This window comes from Polyangium sp. 15x6 (genome assembly GCF_029960785.1).
Classification (GTDB): Bacteria; Myxococcota_A; Polyangia; order Polyangiales; family Polyangiaceae; genus Polyangium.
This window is the reverse complement of the sequence record NZ_JASBQE010000085.1, coordinates 27,575-54,240: the sequence shown is the minus strand read 5'-3', so window position 1 is coordinate 54,240 and position 26,666 is coordinate 27,575. Positions and strand designations below refer to the sequence as shown.

Annotated in this window: 19 protein-coding genes; 10 read left to right on the top strand and 9 right to left on the bottom strand. The window is 67.7% G+C overall.

Translation table 11 applies throughout. The annotated features are described in order from the left end of the window. Window positions 1–236: 236 nt before the first annotated feature. From QHF83_RS40120 to QHF83_RS40105, 4 genes are all read right to left on the bottom strand, one after another. Window positions 237–1,802: a DUF262 domain-containing protein gene (locus tag QHF83_RS40120; protein ID WP_282423367.1), complete on the bottom strand. Its 1,566-nt coding sequence runs from the start codon at window positions 1,800–1,802 to the stop codon at window positions 237–239. 2 nt (window positions 1,803–1,804) lie between these two features. Next, window positions 1,805–2,965, bottom strand: a complete 1,161-nt coding sequence (locus QHF83_RS40115; protein ID WP_282423366.1) for a hypothetical protein — start codon at window positions 2,963–2,965, stop codon at window positions 1,805–1,807. A 2-nt stretch (window positions 2,966–2,967) separates the two neighbouring features. Further along, entirely contained in the window at window positions 2,968–4,188 is a 1,221-nt protein-coding gene (locus QHF83_RS40110; protein WP_282423365.1) for an ATP-binding protein, read from the bottom strand. A 449-nt stretch (window positions 4,189–4,637) separates the two neighbouring features. Next, window positions 4,638–4,940: a hypothetical protein gene (locus QHF83_RS40105; RefSeq protein WP_282423364.1), complete on the bottom strand. Its 303-nt coding sequence runs from the start codon at window positions 4,938–4,940 to the stop codon at window positions 4,638–4,640. A gap of 428 nt (window positions 4,941–5,368) precedes the next feature. On the opposite strand from QHF83_RS40105, the gene QHF83_RS40100 reads away from it, so the two are divergent. From QHF83_RS40100 to QHF83_RS40060, 9 genes are all read left to right on the top strand, one after another. Then, on the top strand, window positions 5,369–5,887 hold the full coding sequence (locus tag QHF83_RS40100) for a hypothetical protein (RefSeq protein WP_282423363.1): 519 nt from the start codon (window positions 5,369–5,371) through the stop codon (window positions 5,885–5,887). Between the two features lie 286 nt (window positions 5,888–6,173). After that, the gene (locus tag QHF83_RS40095) at window positions 6,174–8,465 is read left to right on the top strand and encodes a bifunctional UDP-sugar hydrolase/5'-nucleotidase (RefSeq protein WP_282423362.1); all 2,292 of its coding nucleotides are present in this window, start codon (window positions 6,174–6,176) and stop codon (window positions 8,463–8,465) included. Then, window positions 8,462–9,907 (top strand): hypothetical protein, encoded by a 1,446-nt coding sequence (locus tag QHF83_RS40090; protein WP_282423361.1) that lies wholly within the window; start codon window positions 8,462–8,464, stop codon window positions 9,905–9,907. Before QHF83_RS40095 ends, QHF83_RS40090 begins: the two co-directional genes overlap by 4 nt. A gap of 29 nt (window positions 9,908–9,936) precedes the next feature. Then, window positions 9,937–11,772: a hypothetical protein gene (locus QHF83_RS40085; protein ID WP_282423360.1), complete on the top strand. Its 1,836-nt coding sequence runs from the start codon at window positions 9,937–9,939 to the stop codon at window positions 11,770–11,772. Between the two features lie 19 nt (window positions 11,773–11,791). Next, window positions 11,792–12,853, top strand: a complete 1,062-nt coding sequence (locus QHF83_RS40080; RefSeq protein WP_282423359.1) for a hypothetical protein — start codon at window positions 11,792–11,794, stop codon at window positions 12,851–12,853. A gap of 126 nt (window positions 12,854–12,979) precedes the next feature. Then, window positions 12,980–13,621: a hypothetical protein gene (locus tag QHF83_RS40075; RefSeq protein WP_282423358.1), complete on the top strand. Its 642-nt coding sequence runs from the start codon at window positions 12,980–12,982 to the stop codon at window positions 13,619–13,621. A 346-nt stretch (window positions 13,622–13,967) separates the two neighbouring features. Continuing rightward, window positions 13,968–15,290 carry a hypothetical protein gene (locus QHF83_RS40070; RefSeq protein ID WP_282423357.1) on the top strand — a complete coding sequence of 441 codons (1,323 nt, stop codon included), beginning with the start codon at window positions 13,968–13,970 and terminating at the stop codon, window positions 15,288–15,290. Further along, the gene (locus QHF83_RS40065) at window positions 15,287–17,002 is read left to right on the top strand and encodes a prolipoprotein diacylglyceryl transferase family protein (RefSeq protein ID WP_282423356.1); all 1,716 of its coding nucleotides are present in this window, start codon (window positions 15,287–15,289) and stop codon (window positions 17,000–17,002) included. Before QHF83_RS40070 ends, QHF83_RS40065 begins: the two co-directional genes overlap by 4 nt. Window positions 17,003–17,009: 7 nt before the next feature. Then, window positions 17,010–18,389, top strand: coding sequence for a S28 family serine protease (locus QHF83_RS40060; protein ID WP_282423355.1), 1,380 nt, complete (start codon window positions 17,010–17,012; stop codon window positions 18,387–18,389). A gap of 3 nt (window positions 18,390–18,392) precedes the next feature. On the opposite strand, the gene QHF83_RS40055 is transcribed toward QHF83_RS40060, so the two are convergent. Both QHF83_RS40055 and QHF83_RS40050 read right to left on the bottom strand, forming a co-directional pair. Beyond that, window positions 18,393–19,727 (bottom strand): hypothetical protein, encoded by a 1,335-nt coding sequence (locus tag QHF83_RS40055; RefSeq protein ID WP_282423354.1) that lies wholly within the window; start codon window positions 19,725–19,727, stop codon window positions 18,393–18,395. A 54-nt stretch (window positions 19,728–19,781) separates the two neighbouring features. Beyond that, on the bottom strand, window positions 19,782–21,401 hold the full coding sequence (locus tag QHF83_RS40050) for a peptide chain release factor 3 (protein WP_282423353.1): 1,620 nt from the start codon (window positions 21,399–21,401) through the stop codon (window positions 19,782–19,784). A 226-nt stretch (window positions 21,402–21,627) separates the two neighbouring features. On the opposite strand from QHF83_RS40050, the gene QHF83_RS40045 reads away from it, so the two are divergent. Beyond that, window positions 21,628–22,581: a hypothetical protein gene (locus QHF83_RS40045; RefSeq protein WP_282423352.1), complete on the top strand. Its 954-nt coding sequence runs from the start codon at window positions 21,628–21,630 to the stop codon at window positions 22,579–22,581. 24 nt (window positions 22,582–22,605) lie between these two features. Here the strand turns inward: QHF83_RS40045 and QHF83_RS40040 are convergent, their stop codons facing one another. From QHF83_RS40040 to QHF83_RS40030, 3 genes are read right to left on the bottom strand one after another with little or no spacing between them, the layout of a single operon-like run. Beyond that, a complete protein-coding gene (locus QHF83_RS40040; RefSeq protein WP_282423351.1) occupies window positions 22,606–23,046 on the bottom strand; it encodes a hypothetical protein in 441 nt (146 codons plus the stop codon). Continuing rightward, window positions 23,043–25,853, bottom strand: a complete 2,811-nt coding sequence (locus tag QHF83_RS40035) for a hypothetical protein (RefSeq protein ID WP_282423350.1) — start codon at window positions 25,851–25,853, stop codon at window positions 23,043–23,045. The genes QHF83_RS40040 and QHF83_RS40035 overlap by 4 nt, the downstream gene beginning before the upstream one ends. An 18-nt stretch (window positions 25,854–25,871) precedes the next feature. After that, window positions 25,872–26,606, bottom strand: coding sequence for a hypothetical protein (locus tag QHF83_RS40030; RefSeq protein WP_282423349.1), 735 nt, complete (start codon window positions 26,604–26,606; stop codon window positions 25,872–25,874). Window positions 26,607–26,666 lie beyond the last annotated feature (60 nt).

The window sequence follows — 26,666 nt, the reverse complement described above, 5'->3', positions numbered from 1 at the left end:
TGCCACGGTGCCCATTCTGTCACCGCACCGGCGATGTCATGCACGGGTCCTCCTGTAGAGAGCCGCCATCCCACGCCACCAACATGCGCCAACCCCTCTTGCTTGATTCTAATGTCCCGCAGTAGAACTAGAAGCTGGACGGCGAGGTCGGGGCTCGCCGGGCAGCCAGAAGCAGTTCCCGTTCGTCGCGGCAAGGCATCTGGTGGACGGGCGTGATGAGGTGGGCCCTCAGGTCCTCACGACTCGCTATCGCTCACCTCGAGATTAAACGTTTTGATAAATTCCTTCTCCTGCTCTACGAGCCATCTTGTTCGCGCGTCCAGAAAAGCACGCTGATCCGGCAGGGCATTAAGAGCCTCGTGCGGCATGCCGAATTCATCGGCAATCTTCGGATCCATTACGCCGAACTTGATGGCTCCACGAAGAACCCGCTGTTCCGTGAAATCTGCGATGACGCGGTTGCCGGGGTCTCCACCTGCTGCGCCCGCGATGAGGATGGTAGCTGCTCGAGTGTCGTCCATCCCGAGCCGCTCTTGCCGGCGCTGCCGAGCGTCCTCATCGCTAGGGAGCTGCGCCAAGAAGAGCAGAAATGCCCGCGTGCGACCCGTAGAGCCCCGAATCTGCGTCAGTGGCTTGACCGCCGCGAGATCCAACCTCATGGGAGGGCCGCCATGCGTTAGTTCATCGCTGAGCTGGTGGATGCTATCCCGGATCCGGCTGCCGGTGATCCCCGAGAACAGCTCCGTGTAGGTCGTGATCCAAAACCATTCACGCAAGCGACTCTGCAACTCGGGACGCCCCAGAATCCCTGGGTGCCAAGCTGCCAGCGTCGCCAACGTGACGAGTTGGTAGGTATAAGGTAGCGCTCCTGGTCCCCGCACTCCGACCTTGGCCAGGAAGTCCACAGCCTCTTCCAGGACACCTGCGAGTCCTTTAAGGGGCGCCGGGTCCTGCTTCAGCTTCTCATGCACGCCGCGCACATCGGATGCGTACACATCCAGGTCGAGCTGAGCCTTGAGGACGTTGACCAGCACCTGATCGTCCAGCGTACCCCAACCCAAGGGATCGAGACGAGCACGAACCTCCTTGAAGTGGCTGTCAGTGTCGATAGCTCCGAGGTGGGTAAGGGCCCGTAGCATATGGGCCTCGCTCATGCCTTTGCCCTGGCTGTTGATGCGCACAAACGCATCCGTGACCACGTTCAGCTCCTCGGTCACCAAAGGAACGATTGGGATGATATAATCGCGAAAAATATTGGCCAGGCGTTCTGCGTCCTTGGCGAGGTCACGCCTGCCTTTCTCGCGCAGGCGCTGGGTAAAATCGAAGAGCTTGTCACCGTCGAGCAGAGTGCTGAGCGGCAGCCAATGAGCGGACACGGAGCCGCGACGTGGGGGCACCCGGAAGGCCGGGCGTTGCCCCGCTTCCAAGTCATAATATAAAGGCCAGCGCGCGTCGTCCTCGGACGGCTCGCGATCTCCTGAGTACAGCGCACCGAAGAGGGTGGAGATGCGTTGATGGCCGTCAATGAGATAATTGAGCTTCTCGTCGCCCTTCCGCGGTCCTTCAAGCCTGACTCCGCCTACCCGCTCGTAAGTACGCAAATCGCGCCTGTTCGTGCGCCACACTAGCAGACTGCCGATCGGCATGCCCTCGACGATGCTATCCAGCAAATTTAGCCGCCGATCGTCATCCCAAACGAAAGGGCGCTGGAATTCGGGGATCACGAGGTCGCCGGACTTCACCTCTGTTAGGATCGTCTCCAGACGAGGCAGCACGGGCGTGTCAAACATCTTGCGTTCCATCGCTACATCCGATCGAAGAGGGATTGTACGAACAAGAATCGCGGCGCCTGATCTGCAGGACCGCGGTCGTACTCTGCGGGAAACTGGTACGTCCAGGCCCGGTCAGGTGTTGCACGAAGGGCCTCTCCTAGCTTTTCTCCCAGCCCGCGCGCCAAGATGCTTACATCCCCCGGAGAGAGTCCCGCAAAGGGGGGCTTGAGCATGTGGGCTTGGAGAGGAATCTTTTTATTCTTCAATTCGGTGCGATCTGCCTGGGATAAGCTCTCGACAAGGTCGCCATGGAGCCCCTTTTTCAGATCCAGCGCCCATGCCAAAGGCGCCCAGGAGGGATCAGAGCGCCATGAGATGACCTTTTGGACGAACGGGACTCGGTCCATGGGCGCCTCCGCATGCAGCGCACTGTCGGGCATGTAGGATTCTAGTTCCCTTCTGCGCAAGCAGACCCAGGACAGCCCCGCGCCGTGGATGGCCACGACTGACTCGCATGCATGAATGAGCGCAATCGCATGTCGGGATAGCTGACGGACATCCAGATCGCCAGCATCATTATCGAAAAGCACCCATGTTCGTAACATTCGGCGCCAGGTTCTGGACGTCGGTGGGTTCTCGGTCAGGGCCTCGACCCACTTTTTGGCTTCACCCGATCCTCCACCATGAGTCGCTACCCGGCCGGGGCGGTCCAGCAATGCTTGCAGCGTCGTGCCATTCGTCGGGCCCGCCAGGTGCCGCACGAAGGCAAGTTCCGTCCACGCATTTTCCATAACTAGATGGACAGGCTCGCTCAGTAAGTCGACGGCGTCGGCAAGGGTCAGCACCCGATTCCTCCAATCGCTCTGCCCTCGGCGCTCCACGCGGATCTCGAGCGGACCCGCAAGGTGCCATCGTCGTGGCCAGGACGAGTCGGATACGCCTGCGGAGCGGGGGCCCGCTGCGGTGAGCAAACCATTGGTCAGCAATGTACGAAAGGCTTGCGCTTCGTGCCAATTCCTGCCATTCAGCCACACGTCGATCGGTCCGTTGTCCTGACCGGGCAGGTATGGCGGATCGGTCAGCATTGCGTGGCCGTGGAGATCGCGCACGGCTGTACTGAGTAAGTCCACGAGCGCTACGGCCTCTGGTGGAGATTGCACGTCGAACAGCGTGCGGTCGAGAGTGACGCGCATGTTCAGGGGCCTCGCGCAATATCCAGCCGCGCAAGATCGCTGGCCAGACGAAGATCTTCAGCGAAAGCTGCGATCGGCCAGCCCTCGCGCGGGTGGCCGGAAGGCGAGAGTTCCACGGGCGTGATGGTGCTACGCCCTTCCGCGTCCTGATCGACCCAAGCCAATCCGACGCGATCACAAGGCAGTCGTCCCTGTGCAACGGCGAGCTGAATCCCCAGGAGAAACACTCGGCTATGAGTTTCCATGACGAGCGTGGGGGGTTTCTCGCTCCCGGCGACCCGGCAGAGATACCGGGCCAGGACGGCTTGTGCGTCGGGGTGAAGGTGGCTCTCCGGCTCCTCCACCGCGAGCAGGGCGGAAGGCCCCCCCCGCGCCGCTAATGCCACAGCCACCAGCACGGGCAGCACCTGCGCCATACCCTCGCCTGTGTCCACAAGATCGATCCGAAAGCTCGCCCGGTTCTTGGGGTTCAAGGTGATCCGGTGACCCAAATCGAGCACCTCCCTGACCTCCAGCTCCCGAGCAGGGGTCAAGTCAGCGTAGAACCGCCCGATCTCCTCGACCAACTCCGGTTGCTCGACGAGAAAGCTGGCCGCGTTCGACCCGTCAGGTCTCAGGTTAGCGGGCGCGGTCCCGGTGCGTTTTACAACTCGGGCCGGGCGAGCCCGCACGCCATCGATCCACCGAACTCGACCATGGAGGGTCTTCATGCGCGCTGCCAGACCCTGCAAGACGGGCACGTCCGAGTCCAGGGGTACGAGCCCGGCGAGCCGCTGTTCGCCGCCGCTGTGCCCAGTTTGGGGGCGCATCGGGCGGCCAGGTGCAGGAGGCGTGAGCCCGGCCCATAGCACCCTGCCGTCTGCGCCGCGAAGGAGCAGCTCCTTGACGTAGGACGGACGCCCTGAGCCGCCGTCAAGCGTGTAGCGGACTTCCCGCACTTCCCCGTCGTCCCAGCGCAGTCCGATGTCGAAGGTGTAGTCGCCCGCGTCCCCTTGCCAAGCCAGGTCCGTGAAGTCGCCCTCGCGGATAATTTCGGGTAGTGTCACCAGCGCGCCCTTCGCCGCCTCCGTCACGGACGCACCAATGATGGCTAGCGCGCGAGCGAGAGCGCTCTTGCCCGAGTTGTTGCGTCCGTAAAGTAGTGTGAGGGGCCGCAGGGGCAGCGTCTCCTCGCCCGCAAAAGCGCGGTAACGTGCGACGAGAAGGGCGGTCGGGGGCGACATGTCCTCAGACTATCCCCATCTACGTCAGGTGTCATCGCCTCCTCTACTACTACGGGCAGGTCGACTACTACTAGCAGGTCAACAGGAAGCCTGGCGGCCCCAGGCGCCAACGAGACGAGCCACTATTGAAAGCGACGGACGAGCCCCCAAGCTCGGGCGGTGCGTTTCCGCGCGAAACTGGGGTGACGACACTCATGCGTGAGTCCTCTCAGGTCGTTGCGTACGGCCTGCATGCGGGCTCTTGCGCTTACGGCCTGCGTGCTGGGCACTACGTCCAGACGGGTGAATAGCTGCAAGGCCCCGACCGAGTTGGACAGGCATTGCTCGGCTGCCGTGCCCTTGTTCCAGTGATGGGGGGTCTCCTTCTTCTTCTGCACATGTTGCCGCCGTCTTTGACCGCTGCACCTCCTCCTCATCGCGTCCTCGCTCTAGACAACCGCGTCCTCGCTCTAGGCAACCGCACCCGCGCCCTCGACGACCGCGCCCGAGCCCTCAGCAACCACGCCCGAGCGGTTCCCCCCCTGCGCCCAAGCCCTCAGTAACCGCGTTCGATCCCTCGGCAAGCGCGCCCGCGAGGATCCCATCGCGTCCTCCCCCTCGCCAACCGCGACCGCGCGAAATCCCATCGCCTCCTCGCCCGCGGCAACCGCGTCCACGCGCTTCCCCATCGCCTCCGCACCCTCGGCAACCGCCTCCACGCGGATTCCCATCGCCTCCTCACCCTTGGCAACGCTGTCCGATCGGTTCCCCATCGCCTCCGCACCCTCGGCAACCGCCTCCGCACCCTCGGCAACCGCCTCCGCACCCTCGGTAACCGCGTCCTCACCCTTGGCAACGGTGTCCGAGCGATCTCCATCGGGCGCTCCCCCTCGACAACCGCGTCCTCACCCTTGGCAACCGCGTCCTCCCCCTCGGCAACCGCGTCCTCACCCTTGGCGACCGCGTCCGCGCGATTTCCCCCGGACCCCTGGACCTCCGTAACCGCGTCCGCGCGATTCTCCCTGGCCTCCTGGACCTCGCCAACCGCGTCCGCGCATTCCCCCCACCGCGTCCACGACCCTGACGCGACACCGACACAGCAAATTTCCGTCGAATCGCAGCGCGCCCTCGGGCGTCTCAACGCCGCCCTCACCCCAGTACGTCTCGCTCCTTCCATCGAGGTGCGGGCATGGAGGTTTTCATGAACGATACGATCGCTCCCTATATGGGCCCCAGCATCATCGACGTTTCGAATGTTCGCCCGAAGCTCGTGGACCTTGCCAATGGCAAGCTCGCGGGCGCGCAGCGCGAGAAGGTTGGTTTTCCGGAGGTCTTCGACGAACTCTCGAAGGCCATCCCGCAGTACGGAGAGACGCTCGGCATTCACACCAGCATGTGGCAGAGGATCGTCGACAAGACCGCCACGCTCGACGAGATCCGGGCGCTCAAGAAGGACGTCCTCAAGCTCGCCGAAGTCCTCCAGGAGAGCGAGGTCTACTACGAGGACGCGCGCGAGGCCGACATCAGCCGCATCGGTGGATTCGTCGACGCCACCGCCCTCCACGGCGACCCGTCCGTGCAGGCGGCCTTCAACAAGACCCTGGAATACCGCTCCCGGTACGCGAAGAAGGCCGCCGATCAGCGCCGCAAGAACAAGCAAGCGCGCACCGAAACCGATCCCGCGCCCGCCACGGAAGCCAAGGCCCCGAGCCACGCCTGAGCGCTCCCTCGCCTCCTTACTTCCCTCCCCGCCTCCTCGGCCGTTCGCAAGATCCAAACCGCCCCGTTTGTCAAGCACTCCCGGGTGACGATTCCGTGACGTCGCCTCCTCCTTACTGACGCGCGTCACGACGCACAGCGGCGTGGCTCCGGCCTGGCACCTCGAACCGCCCCGTTTTTCGCGGGCATCCGGGCGAACCCTGGATCCTGCATGCGAGTGGTGTGTTCTCCTACCACGTTTTTCCCTTGAGCCACGCGGGGCATCCTGCCTAGGTTACGCCCGCTCGATGCGCTTCCGACGCTTCTTGGCTCCCCTCCTGGCCGCCCCCCTCGTCGCGACCTTGGCCCTGGGCTCGGGCTGTGAAGAGTCCGCGCCCACCCCACGGCTCAAGGGTCAGACCCATCTGACCCTGATCCACACCTCCGACATCCACTCGCGCCTCTATCCGTACAACCTCCAGCTCGGACAGGTCGACTCCGGGCTCGGGCTCGGTGAGGCGCTCAGCATCGCCAACGTCGGCGGCGCTGCACGGATCTCGCATATCGTCGGCAGGGAACGGGCGCGCGCCTCGCGCGTCCTCCACGTCGACGGCGGCGACTGCTTCCAGGGCGCGCCCGTCTTCAACTTCTTCTCCGGCGAGGCCGAGATTCGCGCCCTCAGCGCCATGGGCGCCGACGCGATGCTCGTGGCGAACCACGAGTTCGACCGCGGCGCCTTGAACCTCGGCATCCAGCTCCAGAACTGGGCGAGCTTCCCTGTCCTCGCCGCCAATTACCTGCTCGAAGACCCCGCGCAGCCCGGCGCCTCGCCCCTCGGCGCCGTCCTCCAGCCCTACACCGTCTACCACCTCGACGGCCTGCGCGTCGGCCTCATCGGCATGGGCAACCTGTCGAGCATGACCTCGATCTTCGACGCGCCGAACCGGCTCGGGATCACCCCGCTCAACACCGTCGAGGTCGCCCAGTTCTACACCGACCTGCTCCGCCCCATCGTCGACGTCGTCGTCTTCGTCACGCACCTCGGCCTCGAGGTCGACGAGCGCATGATCCAGAATACGACGGGCATCGACGTCGTGCTCGGCGGGCACAACCACATCGTGCTCCAGCCGCCGAAGCGGGTGCGGGATTGCTCGGCCAATTACGACGCCGAGGTGAACAGCTACTACATCGAGCTGAACGACCCGAACGCGGGCGGCGGCAAGATCCGCAGGTATTGCCGGCCGCGCGATGTCGTCCTCGCCCACTCCGGCGCCTTCGCCAAGTACGTCGGCCGGCTCGACCTCGTCCTCTCCAACGACCCGGTCGATTTCCCCGGCGAGAACGGCGGCGAGTCCGAATACGACCCGGCGAACGGGTTCGAGGTCATCTCCAACGATTACCGCCTCTTCCCCGTCACCGAGGACGTGCCCGAGGATCCGCTCGTGCTCGCCACGCTCGAGCCTTATTCGCAGAGCCTCGACGCGCTGGCGAACCTCGAGCTGCTCGTGGGATATGCGCGCGACGGGTCGCGGCGCTTCTCCACGAGCGGCGGCGATTCTCCGCTCGGCAACATGATCTCCACCGCGATGTGGCTGCGCCTCGGCGTGCAGACCGATTTCTCGCTGACGAACACCACGGGTATTCGCGCCGATCTCGTGCCCGGGCCGGTGACCGTCGAGCAGATGTACAACATCTTCCCGTTCGACAACTCGATCTCGAAGATGCAGCTCTCGGGCGTCGAGGTGCAGGACCTCTTCGATTTCGTGGCGCGCAGGTCCGCGGGCCGCGGCTGCGTCTCGCAGGTGCAGATCGCGGGCGCCCGCATCGTGGTCGATTGCACGCAGCAGAAGACGCCCGACAGCCCGCCCGGCGTCGCGACGAACATCTACATCGGCGCGCGAAACCCCAAGGTCCCCTGCACGAGCGACGCGCAATGCCCCGACAAGGGCCTCGGGAGCTGCGACGTCGAGGGCGGCGTCTGCTGGCAGCCGTTCGACTCGCTCGCGAGCTACGAGCTCGCCACGTCGAACTACCTCGCGGCCGGCGGCAGCGGCTTCCGCGTCCTGCAGCGCAACACGACGCAGTTCGACACGCAGATCCAGCAGCGCGACGCGCTCATCGATTACATCCGCGCCGGCGACCCCTGCACGATCCGGCCCCCCTGCCCCGCCGATCAGAACGGCAACGGCACGCAATCGGACGAGTGCTCCTCGCTCCTCGGGCTCGCCGCCACGTGCACGAACGACGGCGTGTGTGACCACGACGAGCCCATCGGCTGCAAGGTCGACGCCGATTGCGAGAAGCTCGACAAGGACTTCGTCTGCGCCTGCCCCGAGTCCGTCATCGAGGGCGACATCTGCAGCTCCGACCCGGCCCGCCCCTGCTCGAGCGGGACGTGCGTGCTCCGCGCCTGCCGCAACGACATCGCGGCGTTCCAGCGGTCGGTCTGCGAGAATGCGCCGACCGCCGCGGTCGAGCGAGAATGCGAGCAAGGTCTCGCGCCCTGCCGGACGGCGGGCGAGACCTGCAAGTTCCTCGCTTGCGTGGATCGTTACATCGGAAACTTCTCCGATGGTCGCATCCGGATGGTCGGGCAATGAAGCTTTCCACCGCTACGCAGAGGGCAACTCTCGGCCTCGCCTCGCTCCTCGCGCTCGCCGGCTGTACCGATCAGGTCCCGCTGCCGAGCGGCGCGTCGACGTTCCGCGTGGTGATCACGCAGGTGAACGGCGCGAACGCGCCCTCGGACGACACGCCGCTGCCCGCGAACCGCGGGGACCGCGAGGATACGTGGGCGTTCGAGATCGAGGCGCGCTCGCCTTATGGTGAGCCGGTCGATTTCAATGGCACGGTGCGGGTCAGCGTCGAGCCGGGCACCGTCCTCGGCGTCACGGGCGAGGGCGCGGCGGGCCGGAACATCAAGATGGTGGGCGGCAAGGCGCAGGGCGTCGCCACGGTGACGGCCGTGTATGGCCCGGCGCGGCTCTGGATCGAGGACCTCGGGTATGCGCCCGTGCCCCTCGCGGACAAGCCCGCCTGCTCGAACGGCAAGGACGACGATGGCGACGTGCTCATCGATTTCCCCGCCGATCCCGGCTGCGCGTTCGCGGACGACGACAACGAGGACGTGGGCACGTTCGCGGCCGGCATCTCGCCGCCCGTGCATTACGAGCTGCCGCGCATCAGCGACATCCAGGGCCTCGGCGCGGCGACGCCGTTCCCTTACGAGGCCATCGAGATCAATACCCACCGGCCGAAGCCGCTCGTCGTGACGCGCGTCGCGAGCGACGGCTTTTACGTGACGGACCTGTCGGAGCAGGCGACGGGGTACAACCACATCTTCGCGTTCAATTTCTCCACGCCGCCGGGCATGCGCGTCTGCGACCGCGTGACGTTCCTGACGGGCACCGTGGTCGAGTTCTTCGGCTTCACGGAGCTCTCGTTCCCCTCGTACGTCGTGAGTTATCCGCTCGAGGGCGAGGACACGTGCGAGGTGCCGGATCCGGCCGTGCTCGACGACGCCACGATCGGGAACGCGGACGCGATGGAAAAACTCGAATCCGGCCTCGTGCGGATCGAGGGGTTCCGTGTGGCCACGAAGTTCGGCCCGAAGCCCGTGGTCGACAACGTTCCGGACGCGGATCACTCGAATTGTGATCTCAACGGCGACGGCCAGGTCGATTTCGCGAGCCAGGCCGAGGGCGCGTGTTCGGACGCCTGCTCCGCGGATCCCGAGTGTACCGAGTGGACCTCGTATTCGGCGCGCGGCAATTACAAGGTCTTCAAAGGGAACACGCAGATCCAGATCCAGACCGGCACCGCGGCGAGCTTCGATCCGACGGGGCACAAGGGCGAGACGCTCGACGCCGTCACGGGCACGCTCCGCAATTTCTCGGGAGGCTCGCTGAACTGGACCGTCGAGACGCGCTGCTCGGACGATCTCGTGTGCCAGACGCAGGGGTGCGTGAAAGCGACCGTGCCGTCCACGAAAGCCTGCGTACGCCTCCGGACCATCGACGACAACGATCAAGGCTCGAACTGAAGGACCCTCGATAGCTCATGCATTCCCGCATGCGACTCCGCAAGGCCGCCGGCGCTCCCCTGGCCCTGATCCCTGCCCTCCTCCTCGCGGCCGCCGGCGCGTCTGCCCAGCCGGTTCCGCCGACGGATCCGGCGGCACAGCCTGGCGGGGCAACCCCTCAGCCCGCGGAGACGAACCCCGGCGGGACCACGCCTCCGCCGCCTCCGACGACGACCGAGGCGCCGCCGCCGCCCCCGCCCGCGCCGCCCGCCGCCGTCGAGACGCCGAAGCCGGTGAAGCCCGCCGCGGTGTCCGTGCTCATGGCCGAGCCGGCGCCGGTGAAGACGGTCGACAACAATCCGCCGTCGGTGCGTATCGGCGATTTCATGGATACGCGCCTGACGTGGGTCATGGGCGATGACGACGTGCTGCACCAGACGGGGCAGGCGCAGCCGCTCTCACCTGACCTCTCGATCGGGGATCGGCGGACCTACCGGCTCTTCTTCGACAACCTGAACTCGCGCTTCGCCGGCCGCGAGAACCTGACGCACCTCGCGCTCTACAAGAAGATGCCGGGGTTCATCAAGGGCCTCGACACCGAGGCGTCGATGGTCCTGCGCTTCGACCTCGCCTCGCTCGCGCGCGCGACGAACAACCTCAATCAATCGCTCTACGACGCTGGCTCGTTCATCCGCGCCTTCTATCACACGGACGGCGACAAGAACGGCAAGCGTGGCATCTCGGTGACGCTCTGGCCGCTCGACACCGACCGCTTCCGCCTCGGCTACCTCTACGACATCTCCTGGGGCGGCACGAACCCGTTCATCAATCAATCGATCTTCCCGCGCGTGCAGGGCGGCGCCCCCGGCGGAAAGATCGAATACACGGGCGACAAGTGGAGCGTGTACTTCGGCATGAAGACCGCGACGATCGTGCAGGTCGAGCAGACGCTGACGCCGGGCACGAGCGAGGTCGAGGAGATCCGCATCGGCCAGACGAACTACGGTCTGCTCGGCGGCGGCAGCGTCGACGTGAACGATTACCTCCACATCGACCTCGGCGGCGGCTTCTTCCAGCAGGGCAAGTTCGATCTGCCCGACGTCGCGGGGCAGAGCATCCACACGGCCGGCGCCTCGATGCGGATCCTGGTCCACGACAAGAGCACGCCGGTGCCGCAGTCGATCGATTTCGCGCTGTACCGGAACGATCCGAACAAGCCGATGATCATCTTCAAGCCGGAGGTCTACAACCCCGGCAAGACGACGTGGTCGCTCGCGCTCGAGGGGACGAACCTCTGGCAACGCGTGAAGGATTTCGACGTCGCCGGCGGGACCACGTACCAGCAGGCGCGGGCCGCGGCGGTGCAGGCGAACGTGAAATCCGGCTTCTTGCGCGGCAGCTTCACGGCCATCTACCGCGACCTGCCGTACGTCCTGCGCAACCAGCCGAGCTACATTCCGTTCCAGTCGCTGCCGAACGACGCCGCGACCGCGAACGAGTTCTTCCTGGCCGTCGCCTCCGATTATCACATCCCGGCCCCGCGGCTCACCGTCGGGCTCGGCGCGGGCCTCCAGTTCCCGTCGACGTTCTCCACCTCCCAGGTGGACGCGTCGAACGCCCCCATCTCGCGCACCGTCGTCGTGCGCGAGCAGGGCAACATCGCCATCCTGCCCGTCAACCAGGGCTCGGTGCCCATCTTCCAGGCGCGCGCGAGCCTGCGATGGGACCTGTCGACCATCATGTCGGCGCTCCTCTGGGTCCAGTACGTCCGCGACAACAACGGCACGTACGTCGAGCGTGACCCGAGCGAGGGCACGCTGGCGCTCCGCACCTTCATCAGCCCGAACTTCCTCGGCTTCGGCGCCAGCGTCTCGGCGCGCTTCTGAGGCAACCGAGGGCCACGCCGTGTCGCCCCGGCTGACCCTCCACCTCGACCGTCGCGACGCCGTCCACAGGCCCGGTGAGCTCATCACCGGGCGCGTGGAGATCGTTTGTCCCGAAAGCAAGCGCTGCGACGAGCTCGTGGCCTCGCTCGATTGGGACGTCGAGAGCCGCGGCGAACCGTATGCCGTGCGCGGCGCGCCCATCGTCCTCGCCGCGGGCCTCGCGCTCCCGGCCGGCGAGTCGACGGTCGTGCCTTTCGAGATTCCGGCGCCGGCCGGCCCGCTCACGTATCACGGGCACATTCTCACGGTGAGCTGGACCTTGCGCGTGGAGGCGAAGCTCGGCTGGGCGTCGCGCGAGCGCGTCGAGGCGCGCATTCTGCTCCTGCCGTGGACCGAGGAGGCGCGCGCGCTCACGGCGACGAGTTATCGAACGGCGCCGTCGCGTCACGCGCTCGTGTACAACCCCGGGCCCTTGCCGGAGGCCACGCTCGGCAAGCGTGACGAGCCGAAGACCCTCGAACATCCCATCGTCGGCGTGGCGCTCGCGGCGGCGAGCGCGGCGCTGCTCGTCCTGCGCGCGGGGGCCTTCGCGCGGGTCTTCGCGCTGGTCCTGCTCGTCGGCGGGCTCTCGGCGCTGTTCGCGCACCTAAGGCGGCGCACGCTGCGCGAACGACTCGGTCCGCCCGAGCTCGCGGTGCATCCGGAGATCGTGCGGGCGGGCGAGGTGATCACGGTGTCGGTCTCGTTCAAGCCGGGCCGGCCCGAGGTGCTGAAGGAGATCATCGTTTCGCTCGCGGCGCAGGAGGTCGTGGTGCGCCCGTCGAGCGAGCCGGACGAGCCGCGGCATTATCGTCATTCGCTCCACGGCGAGCGTCGCGCGGTCGATCGGGCGCGGCTGCGGTTGCCACAGGGACGCGTGACCGTGGTGCAGGAGATGTTTCGTATTCCGCTGCGCGCGCCGCCCTCGTTTGGCGCGCCGAACAACGAGCTGCGCTGGGAGGTCTCGGCGACCGTGCGCACGGCCGACCTCGTGTCGTGGAAGCAGACCCAGCGGATCCTCGTGCACCCGCCTGCGCCCTGAGCGGTTCGGCCGTCGCCTGTCTGCTTTCCCCGCGACAACGGGAAAGACGAGTCTTATGTTCGGCCGCCAGGAGCCGGAGCCCGAACGATGAGATGCCAGAACTGCCGTCAGGATGCGCCCACCATCGTGCGAGGAGCTCGCGCGTATTGCACGGCCTGCGGCGCGCCTCGCTCGCTTCTGGAGGACACGCCCGTCAACGTCGCGGGCCAGCCGTCGAAGATCGGCGGGGGCGTGGCGAGCGTGGCCGGGTGGATCATCCTGATCACGGGCATCCTCCTGGCGCTCACGCTCGGGGGGCTGATCGGGCTCCTGAATGCGACGGTCGCGTGGATCGTCGGCGGGTTCCTGGGTGGCATGAGCGTGCTGTTCGGCCTCCTGTTCATCCTGGGCGGCCGCTTGCTCTGGAAGACGGGCAAGGAGCGCGAGCGCGGGGCGCAGGAGCAGGCGGTCCTGGCGGTGGCGCGGCGCAATGCCGGCTCGGTCACGCCGGCCGAGCTCGCGCGCGCCGTGAACGTCACCGAGGCAGAGGCCGACGCATTGCTCACGGAAATGGCGAAACGGCCGGATGGACGGGTCACGCTGGAGCTCGACGACGATGGGACGCTCCGGTATTACGTGAAGGACGTGGCTGGCGCGCGTATCGGCGCGCCGCGGGTCCGCGTGGGGACGGGGGCGCGGGTGCCTTCGCATTCGTCCGAGGAAGAGGCGCTCGCCGAGGCGGAGATGGGCGAGGAAGAGGCCCGCACGCGGACCGAGCGGCGGCGTTGACAGACGGCCCCGCGCGGGCGGCGACGCCGAAGACGACGTTGCCCGGGGGCTGAGCCTCGAAAGAACTGGTTTGGCCGGGCGCCGGGGCGGCGTCTTTCACGTAGCGGGGCCTCCGAAAGGCGATTGCAATGGGCAGGCCGTTCCGCCCACGCCTGGTGCCACGCCATTTTCGCAGTCCGGCCCGAAGAGGTCGATACGGCTTGCGTAGCTTTGCAAAAACGTGCGTGGGCTGGCCACCGACATGATTTTGACGCGCGGCGACGAGTAGCCGAATCTCCGGAGGGGCTTGGCGCGCGGAAAAGGGTCTGATATTCGTGGATCGCCCGGGAATAGGAAGGGGGCCACGATGCGGAGGTTGGGGAGGCTCTGGGGGACGTGCGGGGCGCTGTTCGTGACCGCGCTGCTCGCCACGGGATGCGGGGAGGAGGCGCCGCCTTATGACGCGCTTCCGTTGCGAGACGCGCTCCGCGCGGCGCCCGAGGTGATGGCGTCGCTGCCCAAGGAGACGCGACGCGAAGTGGCGCAGCGGCTGGAAGAGGCCGGGATCGCTCCCGTGGAGGAGCGGCTCGTGATCCCGCCGCAGGACGTCGCGACGATCGACGCGCTCGCGGGCGCCGCGGACGAGGAGCGCGAGGAGCAAGGAAAGGATGCGCTCGTGCTCGGCGCGATCGAGCGAGAGGGCGCGGAGCTCCACCTCGAAGCGCGTGATGCCAAGGAGACCGGCGACGCGAGCGAGGGGCCGCCCAAGATGCGAGGGCGCCCGGGGAGCACGACGGCGGCGCTCGAAGAGGCGGCGCTCGAAGGGCGCGCGGGGCGCTGGGTGCGGGACCTCGCGAAACGCTCGGAGGCGAAGGAGATCGTTCGGACCACGGGCCTGCCGATGGGCGCCTGGGCCTTCGAGGACAAGGTCTACGTGAATGCGTCGTGGCTCGTCGCGCTCGCGGCGCTGGAGGAGGAGGGCGCGAACGTCGTGCCGGTCCCCGCGGTCGTGGCGATGCCGGGGATGCCGGGATCGAAGCCTCTGTCGGTCGATTTCAATCCGTACAAGCTGCCCGACAGCGTGGAGGAGTGCTCGCTGCAGGTGCAGACGACGTGCGGCTGCGCGACGAGCGGGTCGTGTGGGCACGACGTGACGGATCCGACGTTCTCCGACGCGAATGCGGAGTGCACGTGGGTGAACCAGAGCCCGGCGAACGCGGCGGCGCTCTGCGTGCTCGCGCTCATGAACATCGACGGAGTGCGGGCGTGCGTGGAGTCGGGCGGCTCCGCGTGCGCGGCGCTGCCCGTGACGACGCGGGAGGACGCGCTCGCGTTCGTGGCGAGCGAGAGCTGCATGAATTTGCTCGCGCAATGCCTCGCGGACGGGAGTCTCTCGGGCGAGCCGTCGGGCGGCAGTAGCTCGTCGAGCTGCGGGGGTTGCTCGGGCGACTCGTGCGGCGGATGCAACGACGATTGCTCGAAGTGCAACGACAATTGCTCGAAGTGCAATGATAATTGCGCGGACTGCAACCAGAACTGCAAGGACTGCAACAACAACTGCAAAGGCAGCCAGTGCGCCGTCGCGCGGCGGCCGGGGCGGTCGCCCCTGCCCGCGCCGGTAGGAACGGCATTCTGGCTCGCGCTCCCCGTCGCGTATCTGTATCTCCTTTCGCGTCGGAGGCGGCCATGAGAACGCTCATCGTGGCCTGGCTCGAGCGCCACGGGCTGCCCGGGTGGCTCGCGCCCGATTACATGATGATGGTCGGGCTCGCGGCGCTGCTCGGCGCGGCCGCGACGCAAAAACTGTCGCGGCGCGACGGGGCCGACGCGGGGCTCGAAGGGCGGGCGCTCATCGCGGCCTATGCCGGGGCGCTCGCGGGGGGATACGTCTTCGAATGGCTGCGGGCCGTGCCGGAGGCGATCGCCGCGGGATCCCTCAATCCGCTGCTCCACGCGGGACGCGCGGCGTATGGCGGGCTCTTGATGGGGGCGCTCGCGGCGGCCTGGGTGCTGCGCCGCGGGGGCGCGAAGGCGCTGCCTTTCCTGGATCGGGCGGTTCCGCTTTGCGGGATCTCGTACGGGTTCGTCCGAACGGGCTGTTTCCTCGCCGGGTGTGATTACGGCAAACCGACGGCGGGGCTGTTCGGGGTGCGTTTCCCGGCGGAGAGCCCGGCGGCGCTCGATCACGCATCGCTCGGCTGGGTGCCTCGAGGCGCGCCGAGCCTGCCCGTGCATCCGACGCAGCTCTACGAGGCCGCGGTGGGGCTCGTGGCGGCCGCGATCGCGTCGCTGTGGCTGCTCGGGCCGCGGCGCGACGGGCGGGCGTTCGGGACGTGGATCGCGCTTTATGCCGTGGGGCGGTTTTTCCTGGAAATGCTGCGCGGCGACGCGTCGCGCGGGACGTACGGGCCCTTGAGCTCGGCGCAGGTCGTGTCGATCGTGCTGCTCTTCGCGGTGGGCGCGGCGGTTCTGCTCGCCCGGAAGGGTCCGCGGCTCTCCCTGGCCTCGGCCATGCTGGCGGCGGCGGCGCTCGTCGTGCCGGAGGAGGCCGCGGCGCAGCCGGCAAAGGCGGGACAAACCACGCAGTCGCCGACGCTGTATGCGCCCAAGCAGCCGGCGAAGGCGGGACAAACCACGCAGGCGCCGGCGGGACAAACCAGCGTCCCGCCGCCCCCGCCCGTGCAGCAGGCGCAGCCGTATCCGCCGCCGCAGGGCTCGGCGTATCCCTATCCGTATCCGCCGCCCCCGCAAGGCGCTGCGCCCTATCCGTATCCCTACCCGTATCCGCCGCCTCCGCAGGGCGCTGCGCCCTATCCGTATCCCTACCCCTACCCGTATCCGCCGCCTCCGCAGGGCGCGACGCCGCCGACGGGCGTGAGGTCGGTGCCGGCCGAGGAGCTTCCGCCGGAGGAGAAACCCGCGGATCCGCAGAGGGAGTACAACAAGCTCCGCTTCGGCATCGGGCTCGCGGGCGGAGGGTATTTCGCGCCGGGCAGGTTCGCCGTGAAGGACGGCGCGCTCGTGGATCTCGAAGCGACGTACCGCATCGCGACAGGGCCCCGGCAGCGCTTCGAGGTCGGCCTCGAAGGGCGCTTCGTGGGGACGACCGACGCGGCGCAATGGGGCATCGGCGTGCCCCTCCGGTTCGTGACGGGGATCGGCAGGTACGCTGAGCTTGATTTCACGGCCGTCCCGTTCTACTCACGGGTGTCATTCGACTCGGCCTATTTCGAGCCCGCGAACGGGTTCGGCTCACGATTCCAGTTCAGCTTCGGCTTCCCGCTCACCTCGCATTTCGCCATCGGTTTCACCCCGCTCGGCTTCGGCGTCATGGGGTCGGGCAGCGTCAACGCGCTCTTCACGTACGAGCCGCGATTCTGGGTGAAGGTCGCGCCGCTCTGAGGGAACGATGATGTCTCGAACGATGCGGGGCGCGGCTTGCCTCGTGGCCCCGCTCGCCCTTGGATTTCTGCCCGCCTGCTCGGACGAACCCGCGACGCCCCCGCCGCCGGAGGTCGATATTCTCGACCGGCTCGAGGCCATCCCCGGAATGGTGGTGACGGAGGAGAACTCGGGGGTCGAGGGGTATCGATATTTCGTGATGGAGTACGAGCAGCCGGCGGATCACGGCGCGGCGGGCGGGCCCGTCTTCCGGCAGCGCTTGCTCCTGCACCACAGGGACGAGGCCGCGCCGTTCGTGCTCGGCACGTCGGGGTACAACGTCAACCCGGCACGGCAAAGGATCCGGGAGCCCGCCGATTTTCTCGGCGCGAATCAGCTCTTCGTGGAGCAACGGTTCTTTTCTCCCTCGCGGCCGGAGCCGGCCGACTGGTCGCTCCTGACGATCGAGCAAGCCGCGGCCGATCACCACCGCATCGCCCTGGCGCTGAAGCCGATCTACACGGGCAAATGGATCTCGTCCGGCGCGAGCAAGGGCGGGATGACGTCCGTGTACCACCGGCGGTTTTTCCCGGACGACGTGGACGGGACGGTCGCGTACGTGGCGCCGCACAGCTTCGGCACGCAGGACGCGCGATACCTCGATTTCGTGGCGTCGCTCGGGAGCTCGACCTGCAAGGACGCGCTGAAGGTTTTCCAGCGGGAGGTGCTCTTGCGGCGCGAGGCGATGCTCGCGCGGATCGACGCGCAGGCCGCGGAGAACGGGCTCGGTTACGAGCTGCTCGGGCGGGAGAAGGCGCTCGAGGTGGCCACGCTGCAGCTCATTTTCACGTTCTGGCAGTATTACGACGAGAGCGTTTGTCCCGACATGAGCGTCGCGCCGACAGACGACGATGTGTGGACGTTCCTCGACGAGATCGCCTCACCGAGCCTCTGGTCGGACGAGGAGTTCCTCACGTACGAGCCTTATTACTGGCAAGCCGCCACGGAGCTCGGGTATCCGGCGGTCGAGGAGTCGAACGTCGCGGATCTGTTGCAGTTCCCCGGGATCGACGTGCCGGAGACGTACCTCACGCCCGGCAAGACGCCGGTGTTCGATGCGTCGGCGATGCAGGACATTTCCACCTGGATCTCGGCGGAGGGGGAGCGGCTCCTTTTCGTGTACGGGGAGACCGATCCCTACACGGCGGCGGCCTTCGAGCTCGGGAATGCGAAGGACAGCTACTGGTTCCTCGCGCCGGGGATAAACCATTCCGCGTCGATCGTCGATCTGATGGAGCCGGACCGCGCGAAAGCGCTCGATGCGCTGGAAGCGTGGACGGGCGTCACGCCGGTCCTGCCCCCGGAGACGGCGATCCGGGCGCAGAGGACGCGGCGCGATCGCGATTGATGTTCACCAGACCTTCGTGGCGTCGGTCATGTTGATGTAAATGACCGGGCCCTCGTGCTTCGAGGCGAGGAACTGGTCGACGTACGTGAAGAACGCGTCGAGGCGATCGAACTCGTACGGGGAGTAATACTGCGTGGTCGCGGGGTGGAAGCCCGTCGAGACCTGCGTGGGCGCGACGAGCGCGCCGCCGCTCCAGTTCGCGTCGAAGATGTTTTCCATTTCCTCGACGGCCCAGTAATCGACCATGCAGCCGTTGTCCGGGACCTCCAGGAGGCCGAGCTCGGGGCCCTTGCCGCCGGCGACGATGCTGTCCTCGGTCGGACGATAAGGCTGGCTCGTGTCGCCGATGGACGCCCATTGCGTCTTGTTGAACTCGTAGATGTCGTAGCCGATCCACTCGTCCATGAGCTTCCAGTTGTTCGCGGAGGAGTCGACCCGAAAGCCCGTGTCGACGAGGGCCTGCGCGACGTGCGTCTCCAGTGTCCACGCGCCGGCGCGGAAGGAGGTGGGCTTGCCGAAGCCGACCTGCTCCCAGATCTCGTTGGCCTTGCCGAAGAGGGTTTTCCATTCCTCGCGGCTGTAGGCCCCGAGGCGCACGGTGTAGCCGGTGGGATCACCGGCCGGATCGGCGACGGAAGGCGCGGTTTTACAAGCCACACCCGCCGCCTCGACGAAGTTGCAATACGGGTGGATGTGGAGGCCGATCTCGTCGCCGTACGTGCTGCGCATGCCCTGGGCGAAGCTCACGAGGTCGTCGCGGCGCTGCTGGGAAACGGCAGGATCCGTGAAGATGTACGGACCGATGAGGTGCGTGATCTTGAGCTCGGGGTGCGCCGTGTGGAGTTCCGTATGGTGGTCGAGGACGCGGTCGTCGACATCCGAAAAATCCCAGTCCGTCGAGATGACCATGTAGAGGGCGTGCCCCTTGACGAACTCGGCTCGAAAAAAGGCCTCCTTCGAGCCGCGCACGGAGAGCATGAAGGAATGGTTGCCGATCGGGAGCTCCAGTGTCGGGACCTCGCCCTCCGACTGGATGGTGTCGGCGTTGAAGACGAGAGGGACCGGCTCCGCGGCGCCGTCGATCCAGGCGTCGATGTCGAGGACGTCCTTGGGCGCCTTGACGCCGATCACAAAGGCCTTCGTGGGCACCGTGAGGCCATCGCCTGCGAGGACGTAGCGCGGGACGCCGGTCACGGTGAACGCAGGGTCGTTCTGCGCCGGCGGGTTCGGTCGGACGGGGGCAATGGTCGGGGGCGGTTCCGCGTCCGGGCCGCAAGCCGGCGCCACGAGGAGGGAGAGTGCCGTGAGGAGAAGGAAAGAGGGAGATCGAAGGCGCATGATCCCTTGTATCATGCGCCGGTCGCGCCCCGAAGGGCGTCCTCGGGTGCGCGCTCAGTCCGCCGTGGGCAATTTGAGCGCGCCCGCGCCGAGCTCGACGAAGCGGGTCTTCGGGAAGGCCTTCGCGCAGGTCTCGAGCTGCCAGTCGCCCTTGAAAAGGACGACGGGCTGGCCATGCACGTCGAGCGCGCCATAACCGTAGAGCTGCGATTCGAGCTCCGCGAGGGGCACGGGCTCGCCCTCGACCCAGCGCGCGATGTTCCACGAGAGGCGCTCGATCCGCACGTCCGCGCCGTATTCGTTGAGGAGGCGGTGCTTGACGACGTCGAACTGGAGCTCGCCGACGGCGCCGAGAATGGACTCGCCCTCGCGGCCCTCCGGCGGCCGGAAGAGCTGCACGCTGCCCTCCTGCGCGAGCTGCTCGAGGCCCTTCTTGAGCTGCTTGCGTTTCATCGGATCGACCATCACCACGCGGCCGAAATGCTCGGGCGGGAACTGCGGGAGCGGCGCGTATTTGACGTTCGCGCCGTCCGTGAGGGTGTCGCCGATGAGGAAGATGCCCGGATCGAAGACGCCGATGATGTCGCCCGCGAACCCGTCGTCGACGACGGTGCGCTCCTGGGCGAGGAATTGCACGGGGTTCGTGAGGCGAATGTCGCGATCGAGCCGGACGTGGCGGACCTTCATGCCGCGCTCGTACCGGCCGGAGCAGACACGGACGAACGCAATACGGTCGCGGTGGGCGCGATCCATGTTCGCCTGGATCTTGAAGACGAACGCGGTGAATCGCTCGTCGTCGGGGGTGATCGCGCCCTTGTCGCTCGCGCGAGGGGCCGGCTGCGGCATCATCTCCACGAAGGAATCGAGGAGCTGCGGGAGGCCGAAATTCGTCAATGCGCTGCCGAAGAACATCGGCGTGACCTCGCCGCGCGCGAGCTTGCCCGTGTCGAGGGCGTCGCCGGCCGCGTCGAGGAGCTCGACGTCCTCGCGGAGCTGCTTGACGCCCTCCTCTTCCACGGCCTCCTCGAGATCGGGCGCGTAGAGATCGTGGGCCTGCATGGGCGCCATCTCGGCGCCGTGGGCGACTTGCTGAAAGAGAAACACCTGCCGGAGGATGCGGTGGTAGACGCCCTTGAACTGGCCACGGACGGTGATGGGCCAGGTGATCGGGTAGACGCCGATGCCGAGGACCTCCTCGACTTCGCCGATGAGCTCGAACGGATCACGGCCGGGCCGGTCCATCTTGTTGACGAAGCTGAAGATGGGCATCGAGCGGAGCTTGCAGACGCGGAAGAGCTTCTTCGTCTGCGCCTCGACGCCCTTGGCCGAGTCGAGGAGCATGATGGCCGCGTCGGTGGCCATGAGCGCGCGGTAGGTGTCCTCGCTGAAGTCGGCGTGGCCCGGGGTGTCGACGAGCGAGAGCAGGCGGCCCTTGTAAGGGAACTGCAGGACGCTCGACTGGATGGAGATGCCGCGCTCGCGCTCCATCTCCAGGTAGTCGCTGACGGCGTGCGCGCGCGCGCGCTTGGCCTTGACCGCGCCCGCGAGCTGGATGGCCCCGCCGTAGAGCAGGAGCTTCTCGGTGAGCGTGGTCTTGCCCGCGTCGGGGTGGGAGATGATGGCGAAGGTCTTGCGGCGAGCGATCTCGCGCTGGAGGAGTTGAGGGTCGGACACGGCGGCGCGCGCACCTTAGCACCGGTTCCGCCCCGGGCTACGCTCGCGAAGAGGCCACGGCCGGGGCCGAGGGGCCGCTCGGGAGGGGCCGGCGGGCGCCCGGCGGGAAACGACGGCGCCACCCGAGGAGGCCGAAGAGCGTGGGGGTTTTCAGGGGTTTTGTGCTGGCACGAGGATCGCTCTCGGCCCGCGCGTGCAAGCGACCGAGCGAAGGGCGGGGCGAGCCTTGGCGGAGGACGACATCGATCTGATCCTCCGGCACGTCTCGCGGAAGCTGCCCCACGCGGTCGCGCGGGCGTTGCTCGATTGCGAGGGGCCCATCGAGCCTGTGGAATGGGTCGAAACACAGGTGACGTCGCGACAGCGGCGGCTCGATCGAGCGCTGCTCGTGAAGGCGGCCGAGGGAAAACGGCTGCTGCACGTGGAATGGGCGCGGGCCATGACGCGCGACGTGTCGTGGCGCATGTTCGAATACAACACCCTGACGGCGCTCGCGCTGGGGGACGAGGCGCGCGCGCGGCGCGGGACGACCCCTGAAGAGAGGCCGCCGCGCATCGAGAGCGTGCTCGTGCTCCTGGCTGGCCGCGACGAACCCTGGCCCGAGCAGGGCGTGTACCGAACCTCGCCGGACGATCGGCCGTTTTCCGGGGTCTCCTTCCGCGTGGAGCCGGTCTACCAGCGGACCGTGGCTGAGCTCGTGCGACGAGCAACCGAACAAGGAAGTCCGTTCTGGTTGATTTTCGCGCCCCTGACGCGTGATGTGGACGCGGACAAACTGGCGGAGGTGGTGGAGATTTTGCGCGCGCAAAGCTCAGCCACGGAGTTCGAGGAGCTCTGCGCCGCCATGACCGTCTTCGCGGAGACAAACCATCGTGTGAAAGGGCTACGGGATGTGGTAGTCTCTGCGCTGCCCGGGAGGTTGGTCGTGCAAAACTGGTTCTTCAGAGAAGGCCGTAAGGAAGGGCGTAAAGAGGGACGCAAGGTTGGGCGCCTGCAGGGGCGTCTCGAGACTCTCGCGCACCAGTTCGAACGGCGCCTCGGGCGCCCGTTGACCACGCCGGAGCGACAAACCCTGGCCGACCGGCTCGCCAAGCTCGGCGCGGTGCGCGTCGGGGACGTCGTGCTCGATCGGTCGCCGGAGGAGCTCGCGCGCTGGCTCGCGCCGCGGAACGAGGGGTAATCGCGTGACGACGCGCGGGCGCGGTTATGCCTTCGCCGCGCCCGCGAGCTTCGGGCGCATGTCCGTGAGCCACGCGCGCGCCTCGGCCTCGTCGTGGCCGTGGAAGAAGTGCCGATCACGGGCGCCGAGTACGGCGGTCGCGCGCATCAGCATTTCGACGGACATGCGCAAGGCGAAACCTCCCCCATAAAGGGCGAGGGCGCGCGGCGGGAGGCGAATCTGGTGCGAAGACAATGCGACCTTCCGCGCGCCCGCGGTCCAGGTCGTGACGCGCGCGACCGAGGCGAGCGTGAGTATGTAGGGGCGGCCCACGCACCAGGCCTCGAGGGCCTCGACCATCGGCTGGAGCTCGTCGCCGAGCTCGCCGCAAAGCTCGATATGGACCGTGTCAGGCTCCTCGAACACGAGCCTGTGCGCGCCGAAACGTAGCTCCCTGCCCACCGATGGATCCCCCGCCGTCGTCACGCGGACCGGAGCTTACGCTCGAACCGGCGTCTCCGCAGGAGAAAAAGCGCGGCGAGGGAGAGGAGGGCCGGCGAGGTCCCCGATGCGTCGTCGGTCATCCGGCATCCACAACCGTCATCGACGAGGATCGGACCCGAAGGCCGATCACCGCCGCCCGACGAAGCCCCACCACCCATTCCGCCAAAGCCGCCCTCGCCGCCCGCGCCGGCGCTGCCGCCTGCGCCGCCGTTTCCAGCGATGCCGCCTGCGCCACCTGCGCCGCCACTTCCGCCACCGGCTCCGCCTGCGCCTGCGCCACCACTTCCGCCGCCTGCGCCACCACTTCCGCCGCCTGTGCCACCACTTCCGCCGACGCCGCCTGTGCCTCCGCTTCCGCCTGCGCCTCCGCTTCCGCCTGCGCCTCCGCTTCCGCCTCCGGCCCCGCTTCCGCCTCCTGCGCCGCCGGCTCCGCCGCTACCATCGTCCGTCACGACGCTCGCCCGGACGCGAATTCGATCCGTCCCGTCGTCCTGCGCCCCGTACGCGACGAGCACACTTCCAGGCGGCCCCGCGCAAGCGATCGAAGGGTTTTCCTCCGCCGGCTGCGCGCTGATCACGAAAGGCATCACGTCCACGGGCGTGCCGTCCGTGTGCAGTCGGAGCCCCGCGATGTCGTTCGCGCCGTCCGAGGCAATCGAATACGTGACGATGTGGCGCGCGCCGTCGAAGGCCACGGAAGGCGCGCGCTCGGCGCTCGGGGTCGCCGCGAGCACGAGGCTGTCCGGATCGAGGACGGTGCCCGCGGCCGTGACCCGCGCGGCGTGGATGTCGGGGGCCGTGGCCGCTCGGTCGTCCGACCAGACGACGAGGAAATCCTTGCCGTCGAAGCCGACCGAGGGGTTCGTCTGCGCATTCGGCGCGACCGCGACGGGAATGCCCGCGCCGTCGAGGACCGCGCCGCTCGAGTCGATCCGGAAGGCGTAGACGTCGCCCTTCGTGTCGGTGCGGTGATCGGCGGCCACGGCGAGGAAGATCGAGCCATTCGAAGCCATGTCCGAGATGAACTGGGAGCCCGGCGCGGTCGTGATCGGAAAGCCCTGCGGGTCCTGCACCGCGCCGAAAGGCGAGACGCGCGCGCCATAGATGTCCCAGGCCGTGGGGCCATTGCGGTCGTCGAGCCAGGCGACGAGCCAGGCGCTGCCCGTGGACGCGACGGAGGGCGATTCCTGCGACGAGGTGCCCGTGGCGACGGGAAATCCGTTGGGATCGAGGACGGCGCCTCCTGGGGTCACGCGCGCCGCGTAGACGTCCGACTGGTTTTGCGTCGTGCGCCGGTCGGTCCATACCACGAGGTGGTTTTTCCCGTCGAACGCGACGCGCGGATCCGCGACGGGGCCCTGGCCGGTGGCGACGAGGATCGCCGAGGCGTCGAGGACCGTCCCCGCAGGGCTCACGCGGACGCCGGCAATGACGCTCTCTCCATTTCGCGAATCCGCCCAGACGACGAACCAGTTCGTCCCGTCGAACGCCGCGTCGCCGACGCGCTCCTCGTTCGGCGCCGTGGAGAGGAGCGCCGGGGGCGCGTCGACGGCCGTGCCTCCCTGGCTGATACGCGCGCCGACGATGTCGCGATCCTCTCTATCGACATCCCAGACGGCGAGGGTATGGGTCGCGCCGGGGGCGAGCGCGACGGAGAGGTCGTCCGTGCCGCCTTTGATCACGGCGAACCCGGCCGGATCGAGGACCGTGCCCTGGGAATCGATGCGGGTGGCATAAAGATCGTACACGCCGCCGCCATGACGTATGTCTTCCCAGACGGCGACGAAGTTCACGCCGTCCCAGGCGACCTGGGGGTATCGCTGCGCGCCCGACGCGGCCGAGACGAGCAGGCCCGCGGCGTCGAGGACCACGCCGTTCGGATCGACGCGCGCGCCGTAGATGTCGTACGAGCTGCCGCTGCGGTAATCACGCCAGACGAGGAGCGAGCTTTGGCCATTGCTGGCGACGGACGGGTACATCTGGCTGCCCGCGACCGTGGAGACGGCAATGCCCGCGGAATCGAGGACGACGCCCGCGGGCGTCACACGCGTCGCGTAAATGTCCTGGTTCGTGCCGCTGCGATAGTCCTGCCAGGCGACGACGAAGCTCGCGCCGTCCCAGGCGACCGAGGGGCGGCTCTGCTCGTTCGTGGCCGCGCCGATGGGAAGGCCGAGCGGGTCGAGCAAGACGCCGTTCGAGAGGATGCGCGCGCCGAAGATGTCGTTCGACGTGCCATTGCGAAGATCCTCCCAGACGACGAGGACACGGCTGCTGCCGACGGCCATCGCCGGGGCGCGCTGCGCATTGGCGGCGCCGCCGAGGATGAACGAATCGCCGAGCGGGACGCCGGTCGGCCCGAAGCGACGCGCGCGAATGTCGAAGCTCGTATCGTCGCCGGAGACGCCGCTCTCCCACGCGACGACCCAGGCCGCGCCGTCCCAGGCCGCGACGGGCGCGAGGTTTACCCCGACGGACGGCTCGATCTCGAACCCCTGCGGATCGAGCGGCGCGCCCGAGGGGCCCACGAGGACGCCGCGCAGACCCGAGGAAAAACCGCCTCCCTCTTGGTCTTCCCACACGACGAGCCAGTTCGTTCCGTCATAGGCGACCGCGGGGGTCGTCTGTTTTCCCTTGGAAGGACCATAAGCGGGCGCGTCGAGCGGGAAGCCGGGCGAGACGACGCGGGCCGAGCTCGGGCCGACGTCGGGGAGGCGCGCGCCCGCGCCGAGGAAGGCGAGGATCAGGGCGCCCGTGCCCGAGGACAAGGAGAGGAAGCGCTGCCGTGCCATGCCGGCAGGATACGATCGTCAGCGAGGTCGTTCGAGCGAGAAGGTGACCGTGACGCCGACGGGGTCCGAGCTCGGGGCGCCGACGGCGCGGTTCTTGAGGAGCAAGCGGATGCAGGACGCCGCCTCCTCGGTGATGCCCTTCTTGCTCTCGATCTCGACGCCCTCGGCGCGTCCGCGCGCGCGGACGAGGAACGTCACCTTGAGCGAGCCCTTCGCCGCCTCGAGGCCGCCATTGTCGGCGATGCACTTGGCAATGCCTTCGAGGTTCGAGTTGATGAATTTCTCGGCGCGAGGCACGTCGCCGCCCTCGAATTTGGGCGCGGAGATCGTGACGAGGGGCGGAGGCCCGGGCTTGGGTTTTTCCGCGGGTTTCTCCGGAGGCGGCGGCGGAGGCGGCGGAGGCGGAGGCGGCGGCGGGGTCGTCTCGGGCGGCGGGGCCGCGTCCGTGCCGGCGTCCGGGGAGGACGGCTCGGGTTGCGGGGGCGGCGGGAGCCAGCCGGCGTCACGCTCGTCGGGGCGCAAGCAACGGACGAACCCGCGGTGCGGATCTTCGAGGGCGCCGTGAGGGCATTTCGACGGAGAATCGGCGCCCTCGCCTTCCGCGCGCTTGCGGGCGAGCTCGTCCGCTTCGGACGTGGAGGCGGTTTGCTTCGTGGAATCGGCCTCGGGCATGGCCGCGCCGCACGCGCCCGCCGAGGCGAGGCCGAGGAGGGCCGCGGTGGCCGCGCGAAACCAGTTCGAGTGCGGGGTCATCGGGGGGAACCTAGCGTCGGGTGGGCGGGAGGCAAAGAAATCGGCGGCGGATTGTTGGCC